This is a genomic window from Rathayibacter sp. VKM Ac-2762 (assembly GCF_009866585.1).
Lineage (GTDB): Bacteria > Actinomycetota > Actinomycetes > Actinomycetales > Microbacteriaceae > Rathayibacter.
This window is the reverse complement of sequence record NZ_CP047419.1, coordinates 3,408,095-3,427,265: the sequence shown is the minus strand read 5'-3', so window position 1 is coordinate 3,427,265 and position 19,171 is coordinate 3,408,095. Positions and strand designations below refer to the sequence as shown.

Genomic DNA, 19,171 nt, shown 5'->3' with positions numbered 1-19,171 from the left:
GATGGACGGAACGTCGAAGGGAGCTGCGCATGCCCGCGACCGTCCGCGATCTTCTGGCCGAACCGGCCTTCCGCCTCCGCGTGCTCGCCGGCGTCCACGACGAGGCCGACCTCGACGCCCCTCTGGTGTGGGCGCACTCCTCGGACCTCGTCGATCCGACGCCCTGGCTCGAGTCGGGGCAGCTGCTGCTGACCGACGGCGTCCACTTCACCGGGCACGACAGCGCCGAGTTCTCGGAGGAGTACGTCGCCCGGCTGCGCGGCCGCGGCATCCGCGCGCTCGGCTTCGCCACCCGCATCGTGCACGACGAGGTGCCCGCCGCTCTCGTCACGGCGTGCGAGCGTCAGGGCCTGCCGCTGCTGGAGGTGGCGGACCTGACTCCGTTCATGGGGATCATCCGCTTCGTCGCCGACGTGATCTCGCGGGAGCAGCGCGAGCGGCTGGAGTGGTCGCTCGAGGCGCAGCGGCGGGTCGCCCGCGCGGCGCTGCGGCCGGACGGGCTCGCGGCGATCCTCACCGAGCTGGAGCGGCAGCTGGACTGCTGGGTCGCCCTCTACGACGCGGCCGGGCAGAGGGTGCACCTGCCCACCCGGCTCGACGTGCCGGCGGAGGAGGCGGTCGCCGCGGCCGCGAGGCACGCGCTGACCCGCGGCAGCCGAGCGGGACTCCGGCTCGACGACGGCGGCGGAGTGACGCTGCAGACGATCGGGCGCCGCGACCACCTGCGCGGGGTGCTCGCCGTGGGCACGGGCACGCCGCTGGACCCGGCGGGCAGCGACCTGGTCGCGAGCGTCATCGCCCTGGCGAGCATCGCGCTGGAGCAGCGGCGCGCGCTGGACTCCTCCCGTCGGCAGCTGCGCTCCGGACTGCTCGAGCTGCTGGCCGCGGGAGCCTTCGACGTCGCCGAGAGCACCGCACGGCGCCTGGGGAGCCCGCTGCCCGCCGAGCCCGTGCGGGTGGTCGTGCTGAGCGCGCCCGTGCACGGCGACTCGCTCCTCGACGAGCTGGAGGTCGTGGCGGAGGAGGACGGCGCATGCCTGTTCTTCGCCGAGAGGGACGGCTCGCTCGTCGCCGTGGCCGCCGCCGACGGACTCGAGCCGCTGACCGCCGTGCTGGAGCGGCACGGCGCGAGCGCCGGCGCCTCCGCCCCGATCGGCTGGTCGGACCTGGACCGGGGCCTCGAGGAGGCGCGGCGCGCCGCCGAGCGGACGGGAGACGGGACGGTGGTCCGCTTCGAGGACGTCGCAGCAGAGGGGCTGATCGGGCTCCTCGCCGCCGCCGGAGCCGCACCGCTCGCCCGCCGGATGCTCGCACCGCTGCTGACCCCGGAGGGAGCCGTGCTGCTCGAGAGCGCCCGCGTCTGGCTCCGCCGCAACGGCGCCTGGGAGCCCGCCGCCCGCGACCTCGGCGTGCACCGTCACACCCTCCGCAACCGCATCACCGCCGTCGAGCGCGCCCTCGGCCTCGACCTCGACGACGTCTCCGCCCGCACCGAGCTCTGGACGGCGCTGCGGCTGCACTCATAGCCGATCTCCTCCTGCGTCGTCGATCGGCCGCGGTCGGCCGGGGAGGAGGGTCGCGCTGGGAAGAGCGGGTCGCGTACCGCGCACGACGATCCGCTCCCACGCGGATCGACGGTTGCGCGGTGCTCAAGAGCCTCTCTCCTCCTACGTCGTCGATCGGCCGCGGTCGGCCTCAGAACGCGGGAACGATGGGAAGAGCGGGTCGCGTACCGCGCACGACGATCCGCTCCCACGCGGATCGCCGGTTGCGCTCAGCCGTGCTCAGGAGTCTCTCCGGTCGACCGAGCGCTTCCCGCCGGCGCGGAGCGCAACCGGCGATCCGTGTTCCAGCGGATCGACGTGCGCGGAACGTTCGACGCCCTCGAGAACGGAACCACCCTCCCACGCCGACTGCGGGCGATCGACGACGAAGGAGGAGAGAGGCTCACCAGCGCCGCGACTGCGGGCGATCGACGACGCCAGGAGGAGAGAGCCTCACGAGCACCGCGGAGCGCAACCGGCGATCCGCGTTCCAGCGGATCGACGTGCGCGGAACGCAGGACGCTCTGCGAGACGCGACCACCCTCCCAGGCCGACTGCGGGCGATCGACGACGAAGGAGGAGAGAGCCTATGAATTCTGCGGGAACCCGAGGTTGATGCCGCCGTGGGAGGGGTCGAGCCAGCGGCTGGTGATGGCCTTCTGCTGGGTGAAGAAGCGGACGCCTTCTGCTCCATGGGCCTTGGTGTCGCCGAAGAGGGACGCCTTCCATCCGCCGAAGGAGAACGTGGCGACGGGGACGGGGATGGGGACGTTGATGCCGATCATGCCGACCTCGACCTCGTTCTGGAAGCGGCGGGCCGCTCCTCCGTCGTTGGTGAAGATGGCCGTGCCGTTGCCGAACGCGCCGTTGTTGATCAGTGCGACGCCCTCCTCGTAGGAGGCGACGCGGACGATGGAGAGCACCGGTCCGAAGATCTCCTCCGCGTACGCGCGGGAGGTCGTGGGGACCTTGTCGAGCAGGGTCGGGCCGAGCCAGAACCCGTTCGCGTCGCCGTCCACCTCGATCCCGCGCCCGTCGATGACGACCTCCGCGCCGTCCTCCTCCGCGATCGCGATGTAGGAGGCGACCTTGTCACGGTGCGCCTCGGTGATGAGCGGGCCCATGTCGCAGCCGCGGCGTCCGTCGCCGGTGCGCAGGGTCGCGGCCCGCTCCTGGATCCTGGTGATGAGCTCGTCGGCGACGGGCTCGACCGCGACGACGACCGAGATCGCCATGCACCGCTCGCCCGCCGAGCCGAAGCCGGCGTTGATGGCGGAATCGGCGACGAGGTCCAGGTCCGCGTCGGGGAGCACCAGCATGTGGTTCTTCGCCCCACCCAACGCCTGCACCCGCTTGCCGTGCTTCGTGCCCGTCTCGTAGACGTACTGCGCGATCGGGGTCGAGCCGACGAACGAGATCGAGCGGACGTCGGGGTGCTCGAGCAGCCCGTCGACGGCCTGCTTGTCGCCGTTGAGCACCGTGTAGACGCCGTCGGGGAGGCCGGCCTCCTTCCAGAGGGCGCCGAGCCAGATCGCCGGGGACGGGTCCTTCTCGGAGGGCTTCACCACGACGGTGTTGCCGGCGGCGATGGCGATGGGGAAGAACCACATCGGCACCATCGCCGGGAAGTTGAAGGGAGAGATGATCCCGACCACGCCGAGCGGCTGCTTGGTCGAGTAGACGTCGACGCCCGTGGAGACCTGCTCCGAGTACTCGCCCTTGAGGTGGTGCGCGAGGCCCGTCGCGAACTCCACGACCTCCTGGCCTCGGGTGATCTCGCCGAGCGCGTCCGAGACGACCTTGCCGTGCTCCGACGTGATCAGCTCGGCGAGCTCCTGCTTCTTCGCCTCGAGGAGCTCGCGGAAGCGAAAGACGATCTGCTGCCGCTTCGCGAGCGACGTGTCGCGCCAAGCGGGGAAGGCGGCCTTCGCGGAGGCGACGGCGGCGTCCACCTCGGCGGAGTCGGCGAGCGCGACCTCCTTGGTCGCGACTCCCAGCGCCGGGTCGTAGACGGGAGCGGTGCGGCCGGACGAGGAGTCGGAGGGAGCCCCGTCGATCCAGTGGCCGACGACGGACAGGGCGGTGGCGGGCTCGGCGATGCTCATGGCGACGACTGTAGGGGCGTGACCACGGCCGCGGGGGTGCCGATCCGTCCAGCGGTGGAGGGGTGGTCTGGACGGATCGGCGCGCTCAGTCGGTGGGACGGGAGGCGTCGGGCGAGGGCGTCGCCGAATCGGGGCTCGAGGCGGCGGGGTCGGCCGCGCTCGGGTCCGCAGCATCGGGTTCGGCCGCGCTCGGGCCCGCAGCGCCGAGGTCGGCGGCGCCGGCGCCGGCAGCGTCCGGCTCCGCGGCGTCCGGCTCCGCACCGTCGGGATCGGCACCGGAGTCGGCGGCATCCTGCTCGGCTGTACCGGTCTCCTCACCGTTCACCTCGGCAGCGGACGCTTCAGCCGCAGTCTCCGCCGCACCCGCCGGGTCGAACCGCGCCAGCGCGGCCGTGATGTTGTCGTGCCCGCCGCGCTCGTTCGCCCAGGCGACCAGCGCCTCCGCGAGCGTGACCGGATCCGCGCCCACCCTCTCCTGCGCCTCGCGCAGCACGCGCGCGAGGTCCTCGGCGGCGGACGCGTAGTTCCAGAGCCCGTCGGAGCAGACCAGCACCCAGCCCGGCTCGGTCAGCTCCTCGGAGGCGACCCGCGGCTCCTCGTCGTGCGCGTCGGCGCCGAGCCAGCGGGTGATGGCGTGAGCGTCGGGCGCCGTCTCGGCCTGCTCCCGCGGCACTCCCGAGGCGATCTGCTCCTGCGCCCACGAATCGTCGACCGTGAGCTGCCGCGGCTCGCCCGCGTCCGGCATCCAGTAGCTGCGGCTGTCGCCCACGTTGCCCGTGACGAGCAGCGCGCCGTCCAGCACCGCCGCGGTGAAGGTGCACGAGGGCGGATTCGACCGCTTCTCGGGCACGGCCGCGTCGATCGCTCCGGAGGCGCGCGCGGTGGCCATCTGCAGCAGCGCGCGCCAGCGGTCCGCTCCCGCGCTCTCCCCGCCGACCTCGGCCTGCAGCGCGCTGAGTGCCGCACGGGCCGCGGCGAGCGACGCCTTGTCGGAGTCGGGGGTCGAGGAGACCCCGTCGCAGACCACGAGCAGCGCCGTCCTCAGAGAGCCGTCGGCGCCGGTGGTCGCCCCGAGCGCCATCGCGTCCTCGTTGGCCGGGTGCCGGAGCCCGCGGTCGCAGACGCCGCCGACCAGCGGGTGCGGCGCTTCGGCCCAGTGCTCGCGCTCGGTCGGAGCGGGGCGTCCGCACTGCTCGCAGTAGCCGTCCTCGGCGACCGCTCCCCCGCAGTAGACGCAGGCGGCGGATCCTCCGACGGCGACGGGCGGAGCGGAGGGGGTGGCCGCGACGATCAGCGGCGTCCCGCAGGCCTCGCAGAACGCGTCGCCCGTCGTGACCGGCTCGCCGCAGTTCGGGCAGGGAGTCGACAGCGCGCCGCTCATGTCAGCGTCCAGCGTCGGACCTCGTTGGCCCGGTCGACGAGGCGCAGGCGCTCGTCGCGCTCGCGAGTGGAGGCGGCGAGCGCGCGGTAGGAGGCCTCGAGGCCGTCGCGGATGGCGGCCTCGTTCGCCTCGACCCCGCCGAGGGTCGCTCCCTCGGCCGGGCCGTCGCGCCGCACCAGCTCGAGGGCGGAGGCGAGGACCTGGGTCGTGAGCTCGAGGCGGGTCCGCTGATCGATCGACACGGAGTCGACGCTCGCGAGGGCGGCCGAGAGCGCGGGCAGCCCGCGGCCCGACTCCGCCAGCAGCTCCGCCCGGCGGCGGCGCGCGTCGGAGTAGGAGGAGCGCGTGGGCGCGACGATGTCGAGCGCGTCGAGCGCCCCGTCGAGGTCGGAGCGCAGCTGCCGCACCCGCGCGAGACCGAAGGCGGCGGGTGCCGTGTAGTTCGCGTCGGCGCGGGCGCAGATCACGTAGAGGGACTCGGCGACCTCGGGCTCACCGCTCGCCTCGCACGCCGCGGCGAGCGCGAGCTTCGGGGCGAGCTCGCCGGGGACCTGCCCGTAGACGGTGTTGAAGGAGGCGCGGGCCCCGATGTCGTCGCCGCGCGCGAGCTGCGCGAGACCGCTCATCCAGACCGCCCGCCACTCCCACGGGTCCTCCGTGAGGATCTCGCCCGTCGCGCGGGCCGCCTCCTCCCAGCGCTGCGCCTCGATCGCCGCCCGGGCGCGGGCGAGCCGCACCTCGACCGTCACGGTGGGCGCGAGCGCGAGAGCGCGCAGGCGCACGATCGGGTCGGCGACGTTCACGCCCGCGAGCCACGACCGGGCGGGATCGGACTCGTCGCGGCGGAGCGCCGGCAGCGCGTCCCACGGCGGGACGCGGTCGACCACGTCGGCCACGGGCGCCTCGAACAGGGCCGACTCCGTCGAGTGCAGCGCGGGGTGTCCGGGACCGCGGTCGGTCGCGACGACCTCGCGCAGCACCCCGAGCAGCTGGCCGCGCATCTCGTCCACCGTGGCGAAGCGGTCCTGCGGGTCGGGAGCGCACGCCTTCGCGATCAGGCGGTAGAAGGAGTCGTAGCGCTGGAACAGCGGCGTCTCCGACACCGGCGGCAGCGAGGCGACGAAGGTCGTCTGGTTGCCGCGGAAGTCGAGCACCAGCGAGGCCAGCGTGCGGCCGATCGTGTAGACGTCGGAGGCGACCGAGGGACCGAGGTCGGCGACCTCCGGAGCCTGGTAGCCGACGGTGCCGTAGATGGCGGAGTCCTCGTCGTCGATCCGGCGCACTCCGCCGAGGTCGATCAGCTTGACCTGGTCGCCCACCTGGATCATGTTGTCCGGCTTGAAGTCGCAGTAGAGCAGGCCGTGGTCGTGCAGGTAGGCGAAGGCGGGCATGACCTCGAGCACGAAGGCGAGCGCCTGGTCCACCGGCAGCGGATCCGCGGCGCCGCCGTTGGCGTCCAGCCGCTCCTTCAGGATCTGCTTGAGGCTCGGCCCGCCGACGTACTCCATCACGATGTAGCCGGCGCCGTCGTGCAGGACGAAGTTGTAGATCTCGACGATCAGCGGGTGCTCGACCTCGGCCAGGAACCGGCGCTCGGTGACGGCCGCGGCGTACGCGTCGGGGTCGCCGGAGTTGAGCAGGCCCTTGAGCACCACCCAGCGCCCCGAGACGTTCCGGTCGCGCGCGAGGTAGATCCAGCCGAGGCCGCCGTAGGCCAGGCAGCCGACGACCTCGTACTGGCCGCCGACGACATCGCCCTTCACCAGCTGCGGGGTGAACGAGAACGGCGTGCGGCAGTTGGGGCAGAACCCCTCGGTGCGGCCGGGCCGACCGTCGCGCCCGCGGCCGACGGCGGTGCCGCAGTGCGAGCAGAAGCGCTTGCGCTCGGGGAGGACCGCCTCGGTCATCAGAGCGGCCATCGGGTCGGCGGCCGGGCGGGACGGGACGGTGGTGAGCCCGGCGCCGAGCCTCGGGCCGCGCAGTCGGGTCGAGGTGGTGCCGACGCGGCGGGTGACCTTCGAGCCGGTCTGCGCCGTGCGGGCGGAGCCGAGGGCGGCTGTGGCGAGGCGGGCGGAGGAGGTGCGCGTGCTGCGCGCGGTGGCCGACTCCTCCGCGGGGCCGGGTGCCGTGGCGCCGGGGGTGCCCTCGACGAAACCGGTGCCGAAGGCGGCGGAGGCGGTGGCCGGCGGGGAGGCCGGAGCGGCGCGGCGCGCGGTCGGCGCGGAGGCGGCGGCGCCCTCCTCGGGCGGGAGGCCGCAGACGTTGCAGTAGCCGTCCTCGATCGTCCCGGTGCAGCCGGGAGTCGCGGTGCAGGGGGCGCCGTTCATGGGGTGGCCTTCCGGTGGTGCGCGGGGTCGGGGTGCGGGAGGTCGCGGGTGACGACGTCGTACTGCTCGACCAGGTGGCGGGCGAGCGGGACGGAGCAGGGCACCGCGTCGAGGGCGGCGCGCACCTCCTCCTCGGCCGCGACGCCGACGGCGGTGGCAGCGCGGCCGTTACCCTCGGCCCGCTCCCGCAGCGCCCGGAGGCGGAAGCCGAGGGCGGCCCGTTCGCGCAGCGGCGAGGTGTAGGCGGCTTCGACCGCGTCGAACGCGCGGCCGACGGCGGTGAACCGGGCGAGGTGCGCGTCGAGCGCCTCGCGGTCGGACGGAGGATCGCCCAGCCGGGAGACGTCGGGCACGGCCAGCCGCGGCGGGTCGGCGATCTCGCGGCGGCAACGGGCCACGAGCTCGCGCAGCGGCGCTTCGCGTCGCTCGGCCGCCTCCGCCAGCTCGCGCGCCCGACGGCGGTCGCGCTCGAGTCCGCGCCGCTCGGACGCGGCGATGATCAGGTCGCGCTCGAGCCGGGCGGAGTCGCTCTCGAGCTGGCCGAGCGGCCCCGACACGTCGGCTCCCCGACCCGCCCGCTCGGCGAGCGCGTCGAGGCGGGAGCGCAGCACGGCGACCCGCTCCGCCCGCTCGCGGTCGACCGTGCCGCCGCCGTCACGGGTGAGGTCGCGGCAGCGCTCGATCTCGGCGCGCACCCCCACGATCCGCCCGGCGACGTCGGTGCCGCTGGGGTCGAGCTCGAGCCGGGAGCGCAGCTGGCCGACGACCGCGTCGCAGAGGCGCACCGCCTCCACCAGCGAGACCGCGCCGCTCCCGGAGGCGTCGAGACGGCCCCAGATCAGCTGCGACATCCGCTCGCGCGCCACGACGTCGACGCGACCGGAGTCCCAGACCGCCTCGAGCTCGGCGAGGCGCCTGGTGACGGACTCGCGGAGCGACTGGGCGAGCACCACGTCGGCTGTGTAGTTCTCGGCCTGCGGCGACGCCAGCGCGGCGGCGTCCAGCCGCGAGAGCTCGCGCGTGGTCCGCTGGAGCCAGCGGGTGAGAGCGGCGAGGTACTCGAAGAGCTCGCGCTGCGGCGCGGCCTCCCCCAGCCGGCCCGGAGCGACGGGGGTCCCCTCCGCGAGACCGGTGCTCATCGGCCGTACACCGGGGCCGGCGGCGAGGCCTCGCCGAGGACCCCGAGCCAGCGCTCGTAGATGCTCTGCCAGCGGCCGTCGCTGCGGATGCTCTCGAGCGAGGCGTTGACGAAGCGCACGAAGTCGGGGTCGTCGGCGGGCAGGCCGAGGCCGTAGGGCTCCGAGCTCAGGGCGTCGCCGACGACCTTCGCGTACGGGTCCTGCGCCACGAAGCCCGCGAGGATCGTGTCGTCGCCCGCGATGGCGTCGACCTCTCCTGCCTGGAAGAGGGCGAGGCACTGCGAGTGCGTGGCGGCCTCGACGGCCTCGACCTCCGGGTAGTCGTTCTGCAGGCGGCTGAGCGTCGTGGTGCCGCTGGGCGCGCAGACCCTCTCGCCGTCGAGGTCGCCGATGCCCGTGATCGGGACGCCGTCGGGGTCGTCGGAGACGAGCACCTTGAGGCCGGCGTCGTAGTACTCGGACGAGAAGGCGATCGAGCTCCAGCGATCGCAGGTCATCGTGAGGGTGCGGGCCACCATGTCGACCTGCGGGGCGCCGTCGCCGCCGGTGAGCGCGGGGAGGCGCTGAGCGGAGGTGATCACGACGTAGTCGATGGAGTCGCTGCCGAGGATCGCCCGGGCGACCTCGCGGGCGATGTCGACGTCGAAGCCCTCGATCGCCCCCGTGATCGGGTTGCGGGCGCTCATCAGGAGGGTGTCGGCCGAGACCCCGACGCGCAGGGTCCCGCGCCCGCGGATCTCCGCGAGCCTGGTGCTGTCGGTCACACCGGTCGGCGCGTAGGAGGTGACCGCCGAGGGCGAGCAGTCCGCCGCGGCCGGAGCAGCGGAAGCGGACGCGCTCGCCGTCGGAGTCGGGGTCGCCGCGGCGAGGGGCGTGCCGAGGTCGTCCGCCCCCGCCGTGCAGCCGGTGAGGGCGAGTGCCGCGGCGGTGGCCAGGGCGAGGGCGGCGGCGCGCAGGCGGTTCATCGGTACTCCTCCAGTCGCTGGGCGATGCCGCGCCAGGCGAACACGGCTCCGGCGAGACCGGCCGCCAGCAGGATCCACGAGACGAGGGTCGCGAACTCCGCGCCTCGGTCGAGCGTGGTGGCGGCGGCCAGTGCCTTCTCCTGCACCACGTCGCGGGCGTCGTCGGAGAAGGTGGTGAAGAGGTCGTTCGGCGTGCCGTTCCCGGTGATCGTGGCGACGCGGACGGCCTGGTCCCAGTTCCCGGCGTCGTCCGCGGCGCGGATCTCCTCGTGGAACGACTGCCACTGCCCGAACTCGTCGACGAGCCGCGTCCTCGCCAGCTCGTCCTGCAGGTCGCCCGAGAGCTTCTCCCGGGCGGAGTCGACGGCCTGGGTGTAGCGCTCCTCGAGGGCGGCGCCGGAGCCGCGCTTGATCAGCGTGAAGCTCTCGAGCGACTTGGCGTCGCTCGCGGCGATGAGCGCGTTCGACACGGTGAGCGCCTCGCGGTAGGACTCGACCCGTGCCGTCCCCGCGTCCGCCGCGACCGATCCGTAGGCGAGCGCCCCGCCGACGCCGACGACCAGCAGGAGGGCGGTCCCCGTGGCGAGCGGGCGGTTGAGGTAGCGGTGCGTGCGGCGGGCGAGCCAGAGCTGCGCCGCCAGGAGGAGGACCAGCATCACGAGCGAGCCGATCATGAGCAGGACGCTCCAGCGGACGGCGTCGTAGGCGGCCGCGACCCGGTCGGCGCCGGAGTCGACGAGCCCGTCGAGGTCCTCGAGGATGCCGCCGTCTCCCGAGAGGGCCGTCGACGCCTGGTCGAGATACGCCGAGGCGACGGGGAAGCCCTGCCGGTTGTTGGCTCGCGCCTGCTCGATCAGCCCGCTGTAGGTCGTGATGCTGCTGGCGACCCGGGCGAGGGCCCGGGTGTCCGCCGAGTCGGCGGCCGAGAGCCCGGCGATCGCGGAGGCGGCGCCGGTGAGGCTCGAGACGTACGACGCCCGCAGCTCGGTCGGCTCCAGTCCGCCGACGAGGAAGGTGTTGGCCGCGATCGCGTTGGCGTCCACCAGCAGCGTGCGGACGTTCTGCACGCCGAGGAGCTGCGCCGACTGCTCCCGGGCCGTCGTCGCGGCGCGCGCCTGCATCGCTCCGGCCTGCTGCGCGAACACGCCGAACAGCACGGCGGCCAGCGCCGTCAGGGCGAGCAGGAGGCGCAGGGTGGCCGGAGTGGTCGCGGTCGCGCGGGCCAGCAGCGACGGCTTCCGCTGCGCCGGCCGGTTGGCGACCTGGACGAGGGGCGGCTCGGGGATCCTCTGCGCGGGCGGCGCGGCGGGTGCGGTGCTCAACGGCTCTCCTCCTCGGGGTCGTCGGTGACGGGGACGGCCGCGCCGCTCGGGGCGGCGTCCGCCTGCCCGAAGGCCTCCTCAGAGCCGTCGACCGCGCCCTCGTCGTCGTCGCCGGCTCCGTCCGGGCTGCTCGAAGCTTCGGGGCTCTCCACCACGTCCTCGGGGAGCAGGATGCGCAGCTCGTCGAGCGTCGGCTCCTCCACGTCGCGGAGGCGCCAGGCGTGCCGGGCGATCGCCGCGTCGAGGACGTTGCGGACCCAGCGCCCGTTGCCGAACGCCTCCGTGCGCTGCTGCGCCGAGGCGAGGCCCGCGAACGCGGCGAGCGCCTCCTCCGTCGGCTCGAAGTCCGCGGAGGCGGCGAGGCGGCCGAAGATCGCCGAGAGCTCGTCGTCGGAGTAGTCGGCGAAGTCGATCGTGGTCGAGAAGCGGCTGGCGAGACCCGGGTTCGTGTCGAGGAAGCCCTGCATCGGCCCGGAGTAGCCGGCGACGATCACGACGAGGTCGCCGCGGTGGTCCTCCATGTCCTTCACGAGGGTGGTGACCGCCTCCGCGCCGTACTGGTCGAGCGCGAGCGCGTAGGCCTCGTCGATGAAGAGGACGCCGCCGCGCGCGGAGGCGATGACCTCCGCGGTCTTCGTCGCGGTCTGCCCGAGGTAGCCGGCCACCAGCTCCGATCGGTCGACCTCGACGAGCACGCCCTTCGAGAGGATGCCGAGCGAGCGGTAGATCCGCGAGACCAGCCGCGCCACCGTCGTCTTGCCCGTGCCGGGGTTCCCCGTGAAGACGAGGTGGCGGGTGAGCGTGGGCGTGCTGAGTCCGGCGGCCTGGCGCAGGGTGTCGATCCGGAGCAGCTGCGTCTGCCGCTTGATCTCGCTCTTCACCCGGTCGAGGCCGATCAGCGCGTCGAGCTCGGCGAGCAGGTCGTCGATGGACTCCGGCGGGTCGAGCGGCTCCGGCTCGGAGGCGGGCTCCGCGGCGGGAGCGGCGGCGGGCGCCGGCTCGTCCTGCGGACCGTCGTGCTCGGTCCGGCGGAGGCGCTCGAGGATCTCGTCGACCCCGGGCACGCCGGCGGGCAGACCGGTCGGCAGGTGGGCGCTCGCGGCACCGTCCGGCGTCCGGCCGGTCGTGTGCGGTACTCCTCCGCTCGTCGTCGGAGCGGCGCCCCGGGCGCCCGGGACGGCGGAGAGCTGGGCCGTGGCGGTCGCGGAGGCGGAGGCGATGCCGCCGATGCCCGGGTCGCCGAGAGCGCTGGCCGCCGAGACGACCTCGGTCAGGGCGCGGGCGTAGGCGGAGGAGTGGTGAGAGCCCGCGCCGACCAGGGCGGCCAGCTGATCGGTCGGCCCCGACCGCCAGCGCCGGCCGCTCGAGGCGGCGGTGAAGAACGCCTCCAGACCGCCCGTCGCGCCGGTCGCGGCGAGCCAGTCCTGTCCGGCGCCGCGGATCGACTCGGCGACGGCGGCGGCCAGCCGCGCACCCTCGTCGCGGACGGCCGCGGCGTCGAGGCCGGCGGCCGTCCCCGCGAGCACGAGGGCGTCCAGCGCCGGGGTGAGCGCGGTCACGAGGCGCTCGGCGGGGTCAGCGAGCCGGATCCGGACGGCCCTCCCGGCTGCGGAGGCGCGTCGAGACCGCTCGGGGAGAGCGAGGACTCCGTGAACTTCTCGGCCAGGAACTGCCCGTGCGCGATCAGCGCCGAGGCGTCCTGCCGCGAGACGGCGTCCGAGATGCGGTCGAGCGTGCCTCCGAGGAGGTCGAGCTGGTCGCAGAGGATCATCAGCGAGGTCTTCCCCCTGTGCACGGCGCGGCGGTCGGCGAAGTCCCTCGGCAGGCGGAGGTAGCCCTCGACCGCCTCGGGGAGGTAGCTGGTCGCGGTCGCGACGACGGTGTGGCCCTGACGGCTCATCCCGCCGAGGCGGTCGAGACGGGGCACCATCTCGCGGACCGTCTCGTCGATCCGCTGGATGCGTGCCGCGACGATGCCGGGAACCCGGCCCTCCGTCCGCGTGCCGACCCTGTCGAGCGCCGCGAGGATGTCGTCGCTCGTCGGGACGCTCGGCAGAGCGGGCGCGGTCTCCTCCGGCGCCGCGGGGGCACCCGTGAACAGTCGGGAGAACCAGCCCATCGGCTAGCGGCCGAGATCGAGCGAGGACGTCGCGTCGATGTCCGAGTTGCTGCGGCGGGCCCGCTCGACGTACTCGCCGGCCTTCGCCGTCTCGGTCTGGAGGACTCCGACGGTCTGGGCCATGCTGTCGAGCGCCTTGATCTTGAAGTCCGAGATCGAGTCCATCGTCTGGTAGATGTTCGCGAACGCGGCCTGCAGCTGCGGCAGCCCGACCGTGGCCGAGGCGGCCTGCGACTGGATCGAGGCCGACTGGTCGGCGAGCATGCGCGAGGTGGCCTCGATCATGTTGGACGTCGTGGTGTTCAGCGCCGTGATCTGATCGAGCACGAGGCGCTGGTTGGCGAGCGCCTGCGCCACGATGACCGCCGTGCGCAGCGCCGAGACGGTCGTGGTCGTCGCGCGGTCGACGCCCTTGATCAGCTCGACGTTGTTCTTGATGACGACGTCGATCGCGAGGTAGCCCTGGATCGACACGGCCAGCTGGGTCAGCAGGTCCTGGTGCTTCTGGCGCGCGTAGAAGAGGACGTCCTCGCGCAGCGCCTTCGCCCGCTCCGGATCGGTCGCGTCGAGCTCGGCGATCTTCGCCGAGAGCTTCACATCGAGCCGCTCGGCGACGTAGATGTACTCGTTGAGACGGGTCATCGTCTCCCAGAGGTTCTGCTTCTCGAGATTCAGGGCCGCGTTGTCCTTCCGCAGCTCGTCCTGCCCGTCGTACAGGGCCTGGATGATCGCGTTCAGGTGCGACTGGGCGCTCTCGTAGCGGCGGAAGTAGTCGGTGATCTTGTTGCCGAACGGGATGAAGCCCAGGATCTTCTTCTGCAGGTTGTCCTCGGACGGGTCCAGATCCTCCACCGTGCGGCGCAGCTCGAGCAGCGTCTTGCCGATGGTCGACCCCTCGGAGAGCCCGCCCTCCTGGAGGGCGCGCACCGGCGTGCTCAGCAGCCGGTTCGACGAGTCGGCGGCCGAGCGGATGTCGGCGTCGCCCATCGTGCGGATGTCGTTGGCCCGCGTCGCGAACTCGGGGCTGCGGGACTCCGTCGCCAGGAGCGTGTCGAGGTAGCCGTCGACCTTCGCCTCGAGGCCGGGCAGGGCGGCTTCCGGCACCTTCGGCGCGATCGACGGCGCCGAGGTGGTCGGCACCGCTGCCACCGGCTCCGGAGGCGTGAGCGAGAGGGCGTTCTGGACGGGCGGCTGCAGGGCCTCGGTCATCGGGATCCTCACCGTTCCTGGCGCTCGGCGCCGACTGGGATGAACGTCCGCCCAGCATATCCCGGGCCCTCCCGCGGGATCCCCGCGAGCCGCCTCGTCCGAGGACTCGACGCGATCGGGCGGCTGTGGAGGAGCGTCCGCCGCCGGTCAGACCGCCTTCGGGCGCCTCCGCAGCGTCGCCACCGCGACTCCGGCCAGGGCGAGCGCGCCTCCGAGCAGCGCGGCGAGCGGCGGGGTCTCGGCCAGGACGAGCCAGGACAGCAGCACCACCACCGCGGGCACCGCGTAGGTGGACGCCGCGGTGCGACCCGCGCTGGAGCGCGCGAGGACGTACCCCCACGTCGTGAAGGCGACGGCCGTCGGGAAGATCCCGAGGTAGACCACGGCCAGGATCGAGGAGAGCGGAGCGGCGGCGAGCGCCTCGACGAGCTCCGGTGCGAAGGGCAGGCACGCGACCGTGCCGGCGAGGCAGCCGAGCCAGGTCATCGTCGGCGCGTCGATCCGGCCCAGCAGGCGCTTCTGGAGGGTCGCCGCGCTGCCGTAGACGACGGCGGCCACCAGGCCGAGGGCGACGCCGATCACGTCGAACTGCCCGGTGGAGGTGGAGAACGCGATCACCGCGACGCCGGTCAGCGCCACGAGCATCCCGGCGAGGAGACGGCGGGGGAATCCCTCCCCCAGCAGCAGCCCGGCGAGCACGGCGGTGATCATCGGCGCGATGTTCACCAGCAGCGCCGCCGTCCCCGCGTCGACATGCCGCTCCGCAGCGTTCAACGCGAGGTTGTAGACCCCGAACCAGGCGACCCCCCAGCCCAGCACGAGCAGGAGGAGGCGCCCGCGCGGGACCGCCGTGCGCGGATCCGGAGCCGCCTCCGAGCGGCGCCTCCGGGCAGTGAGGACGACGCGCACCACCGTGAGCGCGAGCGACCCCACCACGATGCGGCCGAGGGTCAGCGCGCCCGGGCCGAAGTCCTCCGTCGTGGCGCGGATGCCGACGAAGGCCGACGCCCAGAGCAGGACGGTGACCGCGATCGCGCCCCACAGCAGGAGGGCGTCCCTCGTGGAGGGCGGGGCGGAGGAGGAGACGTCGGTCATGAGGCCATCGTGGCGCTGCCGGGGATTCAGCACCAGTTCCGTTCACTGACGGATCGTTCAGCCGGACTGTACGGTCGTCTCATGCTCGACGTGCACCGGCTCCGCATCCTCCGCTCCGTCGTCGCCTCCGGCTCGATCGCGGGAGCCGCCTCCGGCCTCGGCTACACGCCCTCCGCCGTCAGCCAGCACCTCACCGCTCTGCAGCGCGAGACCGGACTGACCCTGCTGGAGCGGGTGGGCCGCGGCGTCCGCCCGACCCCCGCCGGACGCGCCCTCGCCGCCCAGGCGGACCGCGTCCTCGAGCGCCTCGCCGAAGCGGAGGCCGTGGTGGAGGAGCTGCGCGAGGGCCGCTCCGGCCGCCTCTCCGTGACGTACTTCGCCTCCGTCGGCAGCGCCTGGATGCCGGAGGTCGCCCGCCGGCTGACCGCCGCGTTCCCCGGCCTCACCCTCGATCTGCGCCTGGGAGAGGAGCTCGACGACGACCTCGGCGCGCGCCCCGACGTGCAGCTCCTCGTCGCCTCCTCCGAGCCGACCGCCCCCGGATTCACGGCGCACCACCTCCTCGACGACCCCTACCTCGTCGTCCTGCCCGACGGTCATCCGCTCGCCTCCCGGAGCGAGATCGACCTCGCCGAGCTCGCGAACGAGCGCTGGGTCGACAACGACCTGCCCACCGGCTGGTGCCGCCGGAACGTCGTGGAGGCCTGCGCCGCCGCCGGGTTCGCGCCGCCCTTCCACGTCCAGGCGAACGACCACATCACCGCCGCCGCGTTCGTCGCCGCGGGCATGGGCGTGACCGTCCTGCCGGAGCTCGCGGCCCACCGCCTGCCGGACGGCGTCCGCGCCGTGCCCGTCGTCCGTCCCCGGCCCGTCCGCTCCCTCGAGGCCGTCGTGCGCAACTCCGCCGCCTCCTCCGCACCGGTGGCCCTGGTGCTGGAGACACTGAAGGCACTCGTCGCACGCCGTTGAGCGCGCCTGCACGGGCGAGCTCGCAGCACACCGGAGCACGATGGGCGCGTGAGATCCGTCGAACCCGTCACCCGTTCCGCGCCCGCGCTCGGCGGACCGCGCATCCTGAAGCAGCGCTGGACCGAGGCGACGTTCCTGCACTGGCGGGTCGACCCCGCCCTGGTGGCGCCCCACCTCCCGGCCGGGACGAGGCCCGACGAGCACGACGGCTCCTCCTGGGTGGGCCTGATCCCGTTCCGGCTCTCGCGGACGGCCTTCCTCGGCGGCCCGCGGGTGCCCTGGCTCGGCACCTTCCCCGAGGTGAACGTCCGGCTCTACTCCGTCGACGAGCAGGGACGACGCGGAGTCGTGTTCGTCTCGCTCGACGCCTCCCACCTCCTTCCCGTGCTCACCGCGCAGGCGGTGTTCGGGCTCCCCTACCGCTGGGCCCGGATGAGCATCGAGCACCGCCACGGCGCGGTGATCTACGACACGATCCGGCACTCGGACTCGGCCGCCCGCTCCCGGATCGTCGTCCGCCCGGGCGACCCGGTCGGCGAGGACCCGCTCGCCTCGTTCCTCACCGCACGCTGGGCCTACCACGAGCGCCACCTGGGCTCCACCTGGTACGGCCGCAACCTGCACCGGCCGTGGCCGCTGCGCCGCGCGGAGCTGCTGGCGCTCGACGACGGGCTGCTCGACGCCGCGGGCTTCCCCGGGCTGGCGACGCGCGCGCCGGACTCGGTGCTGTACTCGGCGGGAGTGGAGACCGTGTTCACGGTGCCGCGGAAGGTGTGAGGGGGGCGACGCTCCTCCACAGACGGTTCTTCGCGATGCTGTCCGATGAAACGGCGCTCCCGAGGCCCACGGCGAGACTTCGTCCGGTGAGATCAGGGCATGAAGGAATCGGCGACAGTAGACGACGCGCTCACGGAGGCGCTCGCGCTCGCCGGCTCACGGCACGCTGAGCGGTCCGCCGTCGAGGCATCCCGGTACCGGGCGATCGAGGAGGCACGCCGCCTCGCGATGGCGGCACCGGCGGCTCTCGTCGGCGAGCACGTCCAGGTGCAGGTGGATCGGGCGGAGGCGGCGCACCGGGCGCTGATCGCGGAGCTCGCGACGGGACTCCGGGTCTCGGAGGCGCACGCCTCTGCACTGGTCGACGAGGCACGCCTGCTGGTGAACGACCTCCCGGCGACGTTGCGCGCACTCGCGGACGGAGCGCTCTCCCCCGAGCACGCGCGACTCGTGGTGCGAGGAGCGCTCGACGTCCCCGCCGAGGTCCGTGGGCGCTTCGACGAGGAGGCCGCCACGATCGCGGTAGCCTGCACGCCGCCCCAGCTGCGACGCGCCCTCCGGTCGCTCCGGGAACGGCTGCACCCGCAGACGCTCAGCGAACGTCATCGGGACTGCGCCCGTCGTCGCGCGCTCTGGGTGGAGGGCCTCGACGACGGGATGGCGATCCTGCACCTCTACACCGCAGCTCCCGATGTGCTCGGCGCGATGGACAGGATCGACCGGGCCGCCCGCTCCCTCGCGGATCTGCCGGACGAGGAGCGGACGCTGGGCCAGCTCCGCGCGGACATCGCCGCTGCGCTGCTGGTCGACGGGGAGACATCGGCCGAGGGAGACGGCACGTCGATGCCTGCGGGAGTGCGCGCCGAAGTCGCGGTGACCGTGCCTGCACTGACCCTCCTCGGGCGCTCCGACCAGCCCGCCGTCCTCGACGGATACGGACCCGTCGATCCGGAGACCGCGCGGCGTCTCGCAGCAGGTGCTCCCTCGTTCACGCGGCTGCTCACCCATCCGGAGAGCGGAGCGGTCCTCTCCGTCGGACGCGACTCCTACCGAGTGCCGGCGGACCTGCGTCGCCACCTCCAGCACCGCGACGGGACCTGCCGGTTCCCGGGATGCACCCGCAGCACCCGCCACGCGGACGTCGACCACACGAACGACTGGCAGCACGGAGGCACCACGTCGGCCGACAACCTCGCGCACGTCTGCCGACACCACCACCGGCTCCGCCACAGCACGGGGTGGACGCACCGGCAGGAGCCGGACGGCACGCTGCGCTGGACGAGCCCGACGGGACGGCAGCATGTCACCCGGCCCGGGGAGCCGGGGAACGGGACGGAGGGCGGACACGATCCGACCGGGACCGGCGGGCCGTGACAAGGGGCAGGTCGGGTGGCGTGGACCGGCAGGTCAAGGGGCGGGCCCGCTTCGGCGCGCCCGCGTAGCGTGGACGGCACGGGCCGATCGGCGCGGAAGCGACAAAAGGGGCAGCGACATGGCAGGAACGAAGGCCAGGAAAGACGCGACGACGGGGACCTCGGCGGTGCTCTTCGACATCGACGGGACCCTCGCCGACACGAACTTCCTCCACGCCGAGGCGTGGTCGCGCGCCTTCTGGCAGGCGGACCTCGTCGTCCCCGCCTGGCGCATCCAACGAGCGATCGGCGCAGACTCGTCGGAGCTGCTCGACATGCTCCTCGAGGACGACGTGAAGGAGGAGCAGCGCGCACTGGTGAAGTCGCTGCACACCAAGAACTACGCCGAGACGACAGCACGCATCGTTCCACTCCCGGGAGCTCGCGAGCTCGTCGCGACGCTCGTCGGTCGAGGCGTCCACGTCGTCCTCGCCACCTCGGCACCGCAGAACGAGCTGGACGTGCTTCTCGACGTCCTCGACTTCGGCGGCTCCGTCCACGCTGTCACCAGCGGCGCAGACGTCTCGACCGCCAAGCCAGCACCCGACCTGATCTCGATCGCGCTCGACCGCGCGGGCGTCTCCGTCGACCGCGCCGTCATGGTCGGCGACGCGACCTGGGACGTCCTGGCCGCCGAGCGCGCGGGCCTGGCAACGGTCGGAGTCCTCTCCGGCGGTACCTCGGAGCACGAACTCCGCGAGGCTGGGGCCGTCGCCGTCTACGAGGACGCGGCGGCCGTCCTGACCGGTCTCGGTGAAGGGCCCCTCGCGAGCCTCCTGAACTGACCGGCCGTCGTCACAGGAGGGT

The 19,171-nt window shown here is 73.7% G+C and carries 15 protein-coding genes; 5 read left to right on the top strand and 10 right to left on the bottom strand.

Features of this window, described 5'->3' with window-relative positions; genetic code table 11:
- Positions 1-29: 29 nt before the first annotated feature.
- Positions 30-1,526, top strand: coding sequence for a PucR family transcriptional regulator (locus GTU71_RS16090; protein WP_159941039.1), 1,497 nt, complete (start codon positions 30-32; stop codon positions 1,524-1,526).
- A gap of 605 nt (positions 1,527-2,131) precedes the next feature.
- Here the strand turns inward: GTU71_RS16090 and GTU71_RS16085 are convergent.
- The 10 genes from GTU71_RS16085 to GTU71_RS16040 all read right to left on the bottom strand — a co-directional run bounded on the left by GTU71_RS16085 (position 2,132) and on the right by GTU71_RS16040 (position 15,206).
- The gene (locus tag GTU71_RS16085; RefSeq protein ID WP_159941037.1) at positions 2,132-3,649 is read right to left on the bottom strand and encodes a CoA-acylating methylmalonate-semialdehyde dehydrogenase; all 1,518 of its coding nucleotides are present in this window, start codon (positions 3,647-3,649) and stop codon (positions 2,132-2,134) included.
- 85 nt (positions 3,650-3,734) lie between these two features.
- Entirely contained in the window at positions 3,735-5,030 is a 1,296-nt protein-coding gene (locus GTU71_RS16080; RefSeq protein WP_159941035.1) for a PP2C family serine/threonine-protein phosphatase, read from the bottom strand.
- Positions 5,027-7,357, bottom strand: coding sequence for a serine/threonine-protein kinase (locus GTU71_RS16075; RefSeq protein ID WP_104349237.1), 2,331 nt, complete (start codon positions 7,355-7,357; stop codon positions 5,027-5,029). Before GTU71_RS16075 ends, GTU71_RS16080 begins: the two co-directional genes overlap by 4 nt.
- The gene (locus tag GTU71_RS16070; RefSeq protein ID WP_159941033.1) at positions 7,354-8,496 is read right to left on the bottom strand and encodes a hypothetical protein; all 1,143 of its coding nucleotides are present in this window, start codon (positions 8,494-8,496) and stop codon (positions 7,354-7,356) included. The genes GTU71_RS16075 and GTU71_RS16070 overlap by 4 nt, the downstream gene beginning before the upstream one ends.
- A complete protein-coding gene (locus GTU71_RS16065; RefSeq protein ID WP_159941031.1) occupies positions 8,493-9,461 on the bottom strand; it encodes a glutamate ABC transporter substrate-binding protein in 969 nt (322 codons plus the stop codon). The genes GTU71_RS16070 and GTU71_RS16065 overlap by 4 nt, the downstream gene beginning before the upstream one ends.
- A complete protein-coding gene (locus tag GTU71_RS16060) occupies positions 9,458-10,783 on the bottom strand; it encodes a hypothetical protein (protein ID WP_104223835.1) in 1,326 nt (441 codons plus the stop codon). Before GTU71_RS16060 ends, GTU71_RS16065 begins: the two co-directional genes overlap by 4 nt.
- Entirely contained in the window at positions 10,780-12,342 is a 1,563-nt protein-coding gene (locus GTU71_RS16055; protein ID WP_159941029.1) for an AAA family ATPase, read from the bottom strand. Before GTU71_RS16055 ends, GTU71_RS16060 begins: the two co-directional genes overlap by 4 nt.
- The gene (locus GTU71_RS16050; RefSeq protein ID WP_244230590.1) at positions 12,339-12,902 is read right to left on the bottom strand and encodes a hypothetical protein; all 564 of its coding nucleotides are present in this window, start codon (positions 12,900-12,902) and stop codon (positions 12,339-12,341) included. The genes GTU71_RS16055 and GTU71_RS16050 overlap by 4 nt, the downstream gene beginning before the upstream one ends.
- A 3-nt stretch (positions 12,903-12,905) precedes the next feature.
- On the bottom strand, positions 12,906-14,111 hold the full coding sequence (locus GTU71_RS16045; RefSeq protein WP_104223833.1) for a toxic anion resistance protein: 1,206 nt from the start codon (positions 14,109-14,111) through the stop codon (positions 12,906-12,908).
- Positions 14,112-14,258: 147 nt separating this feature from the next.
- Positions 14,259-15,206, bottom strand: coding sequence for a DMT family transporter (locus GTU71_RS16040; RefSeq protein WP_159941027.1), 948 nt, complete (start codon positions 15,204-15,206; stop codon positions 14,259-14,261).
- 81 nt (positions 15,207-15,287) lie between these two features.
- Here GTU71_RS16040 and GTU71_RS16035 point away from each other — a divergent pair, with 81 nt between their 5' ends.
- The 4 genes from GTU71_RS16035 (at position 15,288) to GTU71_RS16020 (ending at position 19,149) form a co-directional block, all read left to right on the top strand.
- Positions 15,288-16,175, top strand: coding sequence for a LysR family transcriptional regulator (locus tag GTU71_RS16035; RefSeq protein ID WP_159941025.1), 888 nt, complete (start codon positions 15,288-15,290; stop codon positions 16,173-16,175).
- A 48-nt stretch (positions 16,176-16,223) separates the two neighbouring features.
- Positions 16,224-16,952, top strand: coding sequence for a DUF2071 domain-containing protein (locus GTU71_RS16030; RefSeq protein ID WP_104226183.1), 729 nt, complete (start codon positions 16,224-16,226; stop codon positions 16,950-16,952).
- 99 nt (positions 16,953-17,051) lie between these two features.
- Positions 17,052-18,326 carry an HNH endonuclease signature motif containing protein gene (locus tag GTU71_RS16025; RefSeq protein WP_159941023.1) on the top strand — a complete coding sequence of 425 codons (1,275 nt, stop codon included), beginning with the start codon at positions 17,052-17,054 and terminating at the stop codon, positions 18,324-18,326.
- A gap of 118 nt (positions 18,327-18,444) precedes the next feature.
- Positions 18,445-19,149, top strand: coding sequence for an HAD family hydrolase (locus tag GTU71_RS16020; protein ID WP_159941021.1), 705 nt, complete (start codon positions 18,445-18,447; stop codon positions 19,147-19,149).
- The last annotated feature ends 22 nt before the right edge of the window (positions 19,150-19,171 follow it).

What these genes read in the sequence shown, in the direction of transcription:
- GTU71_RS16070 (WP_159941033.1), bottom strand. Translation starts at nt 8,496, where the DNA reads ATGAGCACCGGTCTCGCGGAGGGGACCCCCGTCGCTCCGGGCCGGCTG.
- GTU71_RS16080 (WP_159941035.1), bottom strand. Translation starts at nt 5,030, where the DNA reads ATGAGCGGCGCGCTGTCGACTCCCTGCCCGAACTGCGGCGAGCCGGTC.
- GTU71_RS16050 (WP_244230590.1), bottom strand. Translation starts at nt 12,902, where the DNA reads ATGGGCTGGTTCTCCCGACTGTTCACGGGTGCCCCCGCGGCGCCGGAG.
- GTU71_RS16025 (WP_159941023.1), top strand. Translation starts at nt 17,052, where the DNA reads ATGAAGGAATCGGCGACAGTAGACGACGCGCTCACGGAGGCGCTCGCG.
- GTU71_RS16035 (WP_159941025.1), top strand. Translation starts at nt 15,288, where the DNA reads ATGCTCGACGTGCACCGGCTCCGCATCCTCCGCTCCGTCGTCGCCTCC.
- GTU71_RS16065 (WP_159941031.1), bottom strand. Translation starts at nt 9,461, where the DNA reads ATGAACCGCCTGCGCGCCGCCGCCCTCGCCCTGGCCACCGCCGCGGCA.
- GTU71_RS16075 (WP_104349237.1), bottom strand. Translation starts at nt 7,357, where the DNA reads ATGAACGGCGCCCCCTGCACCGCGACTCCCGGCTGCACCGGGACGATC.
- GTU71_RS16085 (WP_159941037.1), bottom strand. Translation starts at nt 3,649, where the DNA reads ATGAGCATCGCCGAGCCCGCCACCGCCCTGTCCGTCGTCGGCCACTGG.
- GTU71_RS16045 (WP_104223833.1), bottom strand. Translation starts at nt 14,111, where the DNA reads ATGACCGAGGCCCTGCAGCCGCCCGTCCAGAACGCCCTCTCGCTCACG.
- GTU71_RS16020 (WP_159941021.1), top strand. Translation starts at nt 18,445, where the DNA reads ATGGCAGGAACGAAGGCCAGGAAAGACGCGACGACGGGGACCTCGGCG.
- GTU71_RS16040 (WP_159941027.1), bottom strand. Translation starts at nt 15,206, where the DNA reads ATGACCGACGTCTCCTCCTCCGCCCCGCCCTCCACGAGGGACGCCCTC.
- GTU71_RS16090 (WP_159941039.1), top strand. Translation starts at nt 30, where the DNA reads ATGCCCGCGACCGTCCGCGATCTTCTGGCCGAACCGGCCTTCCGCCTC.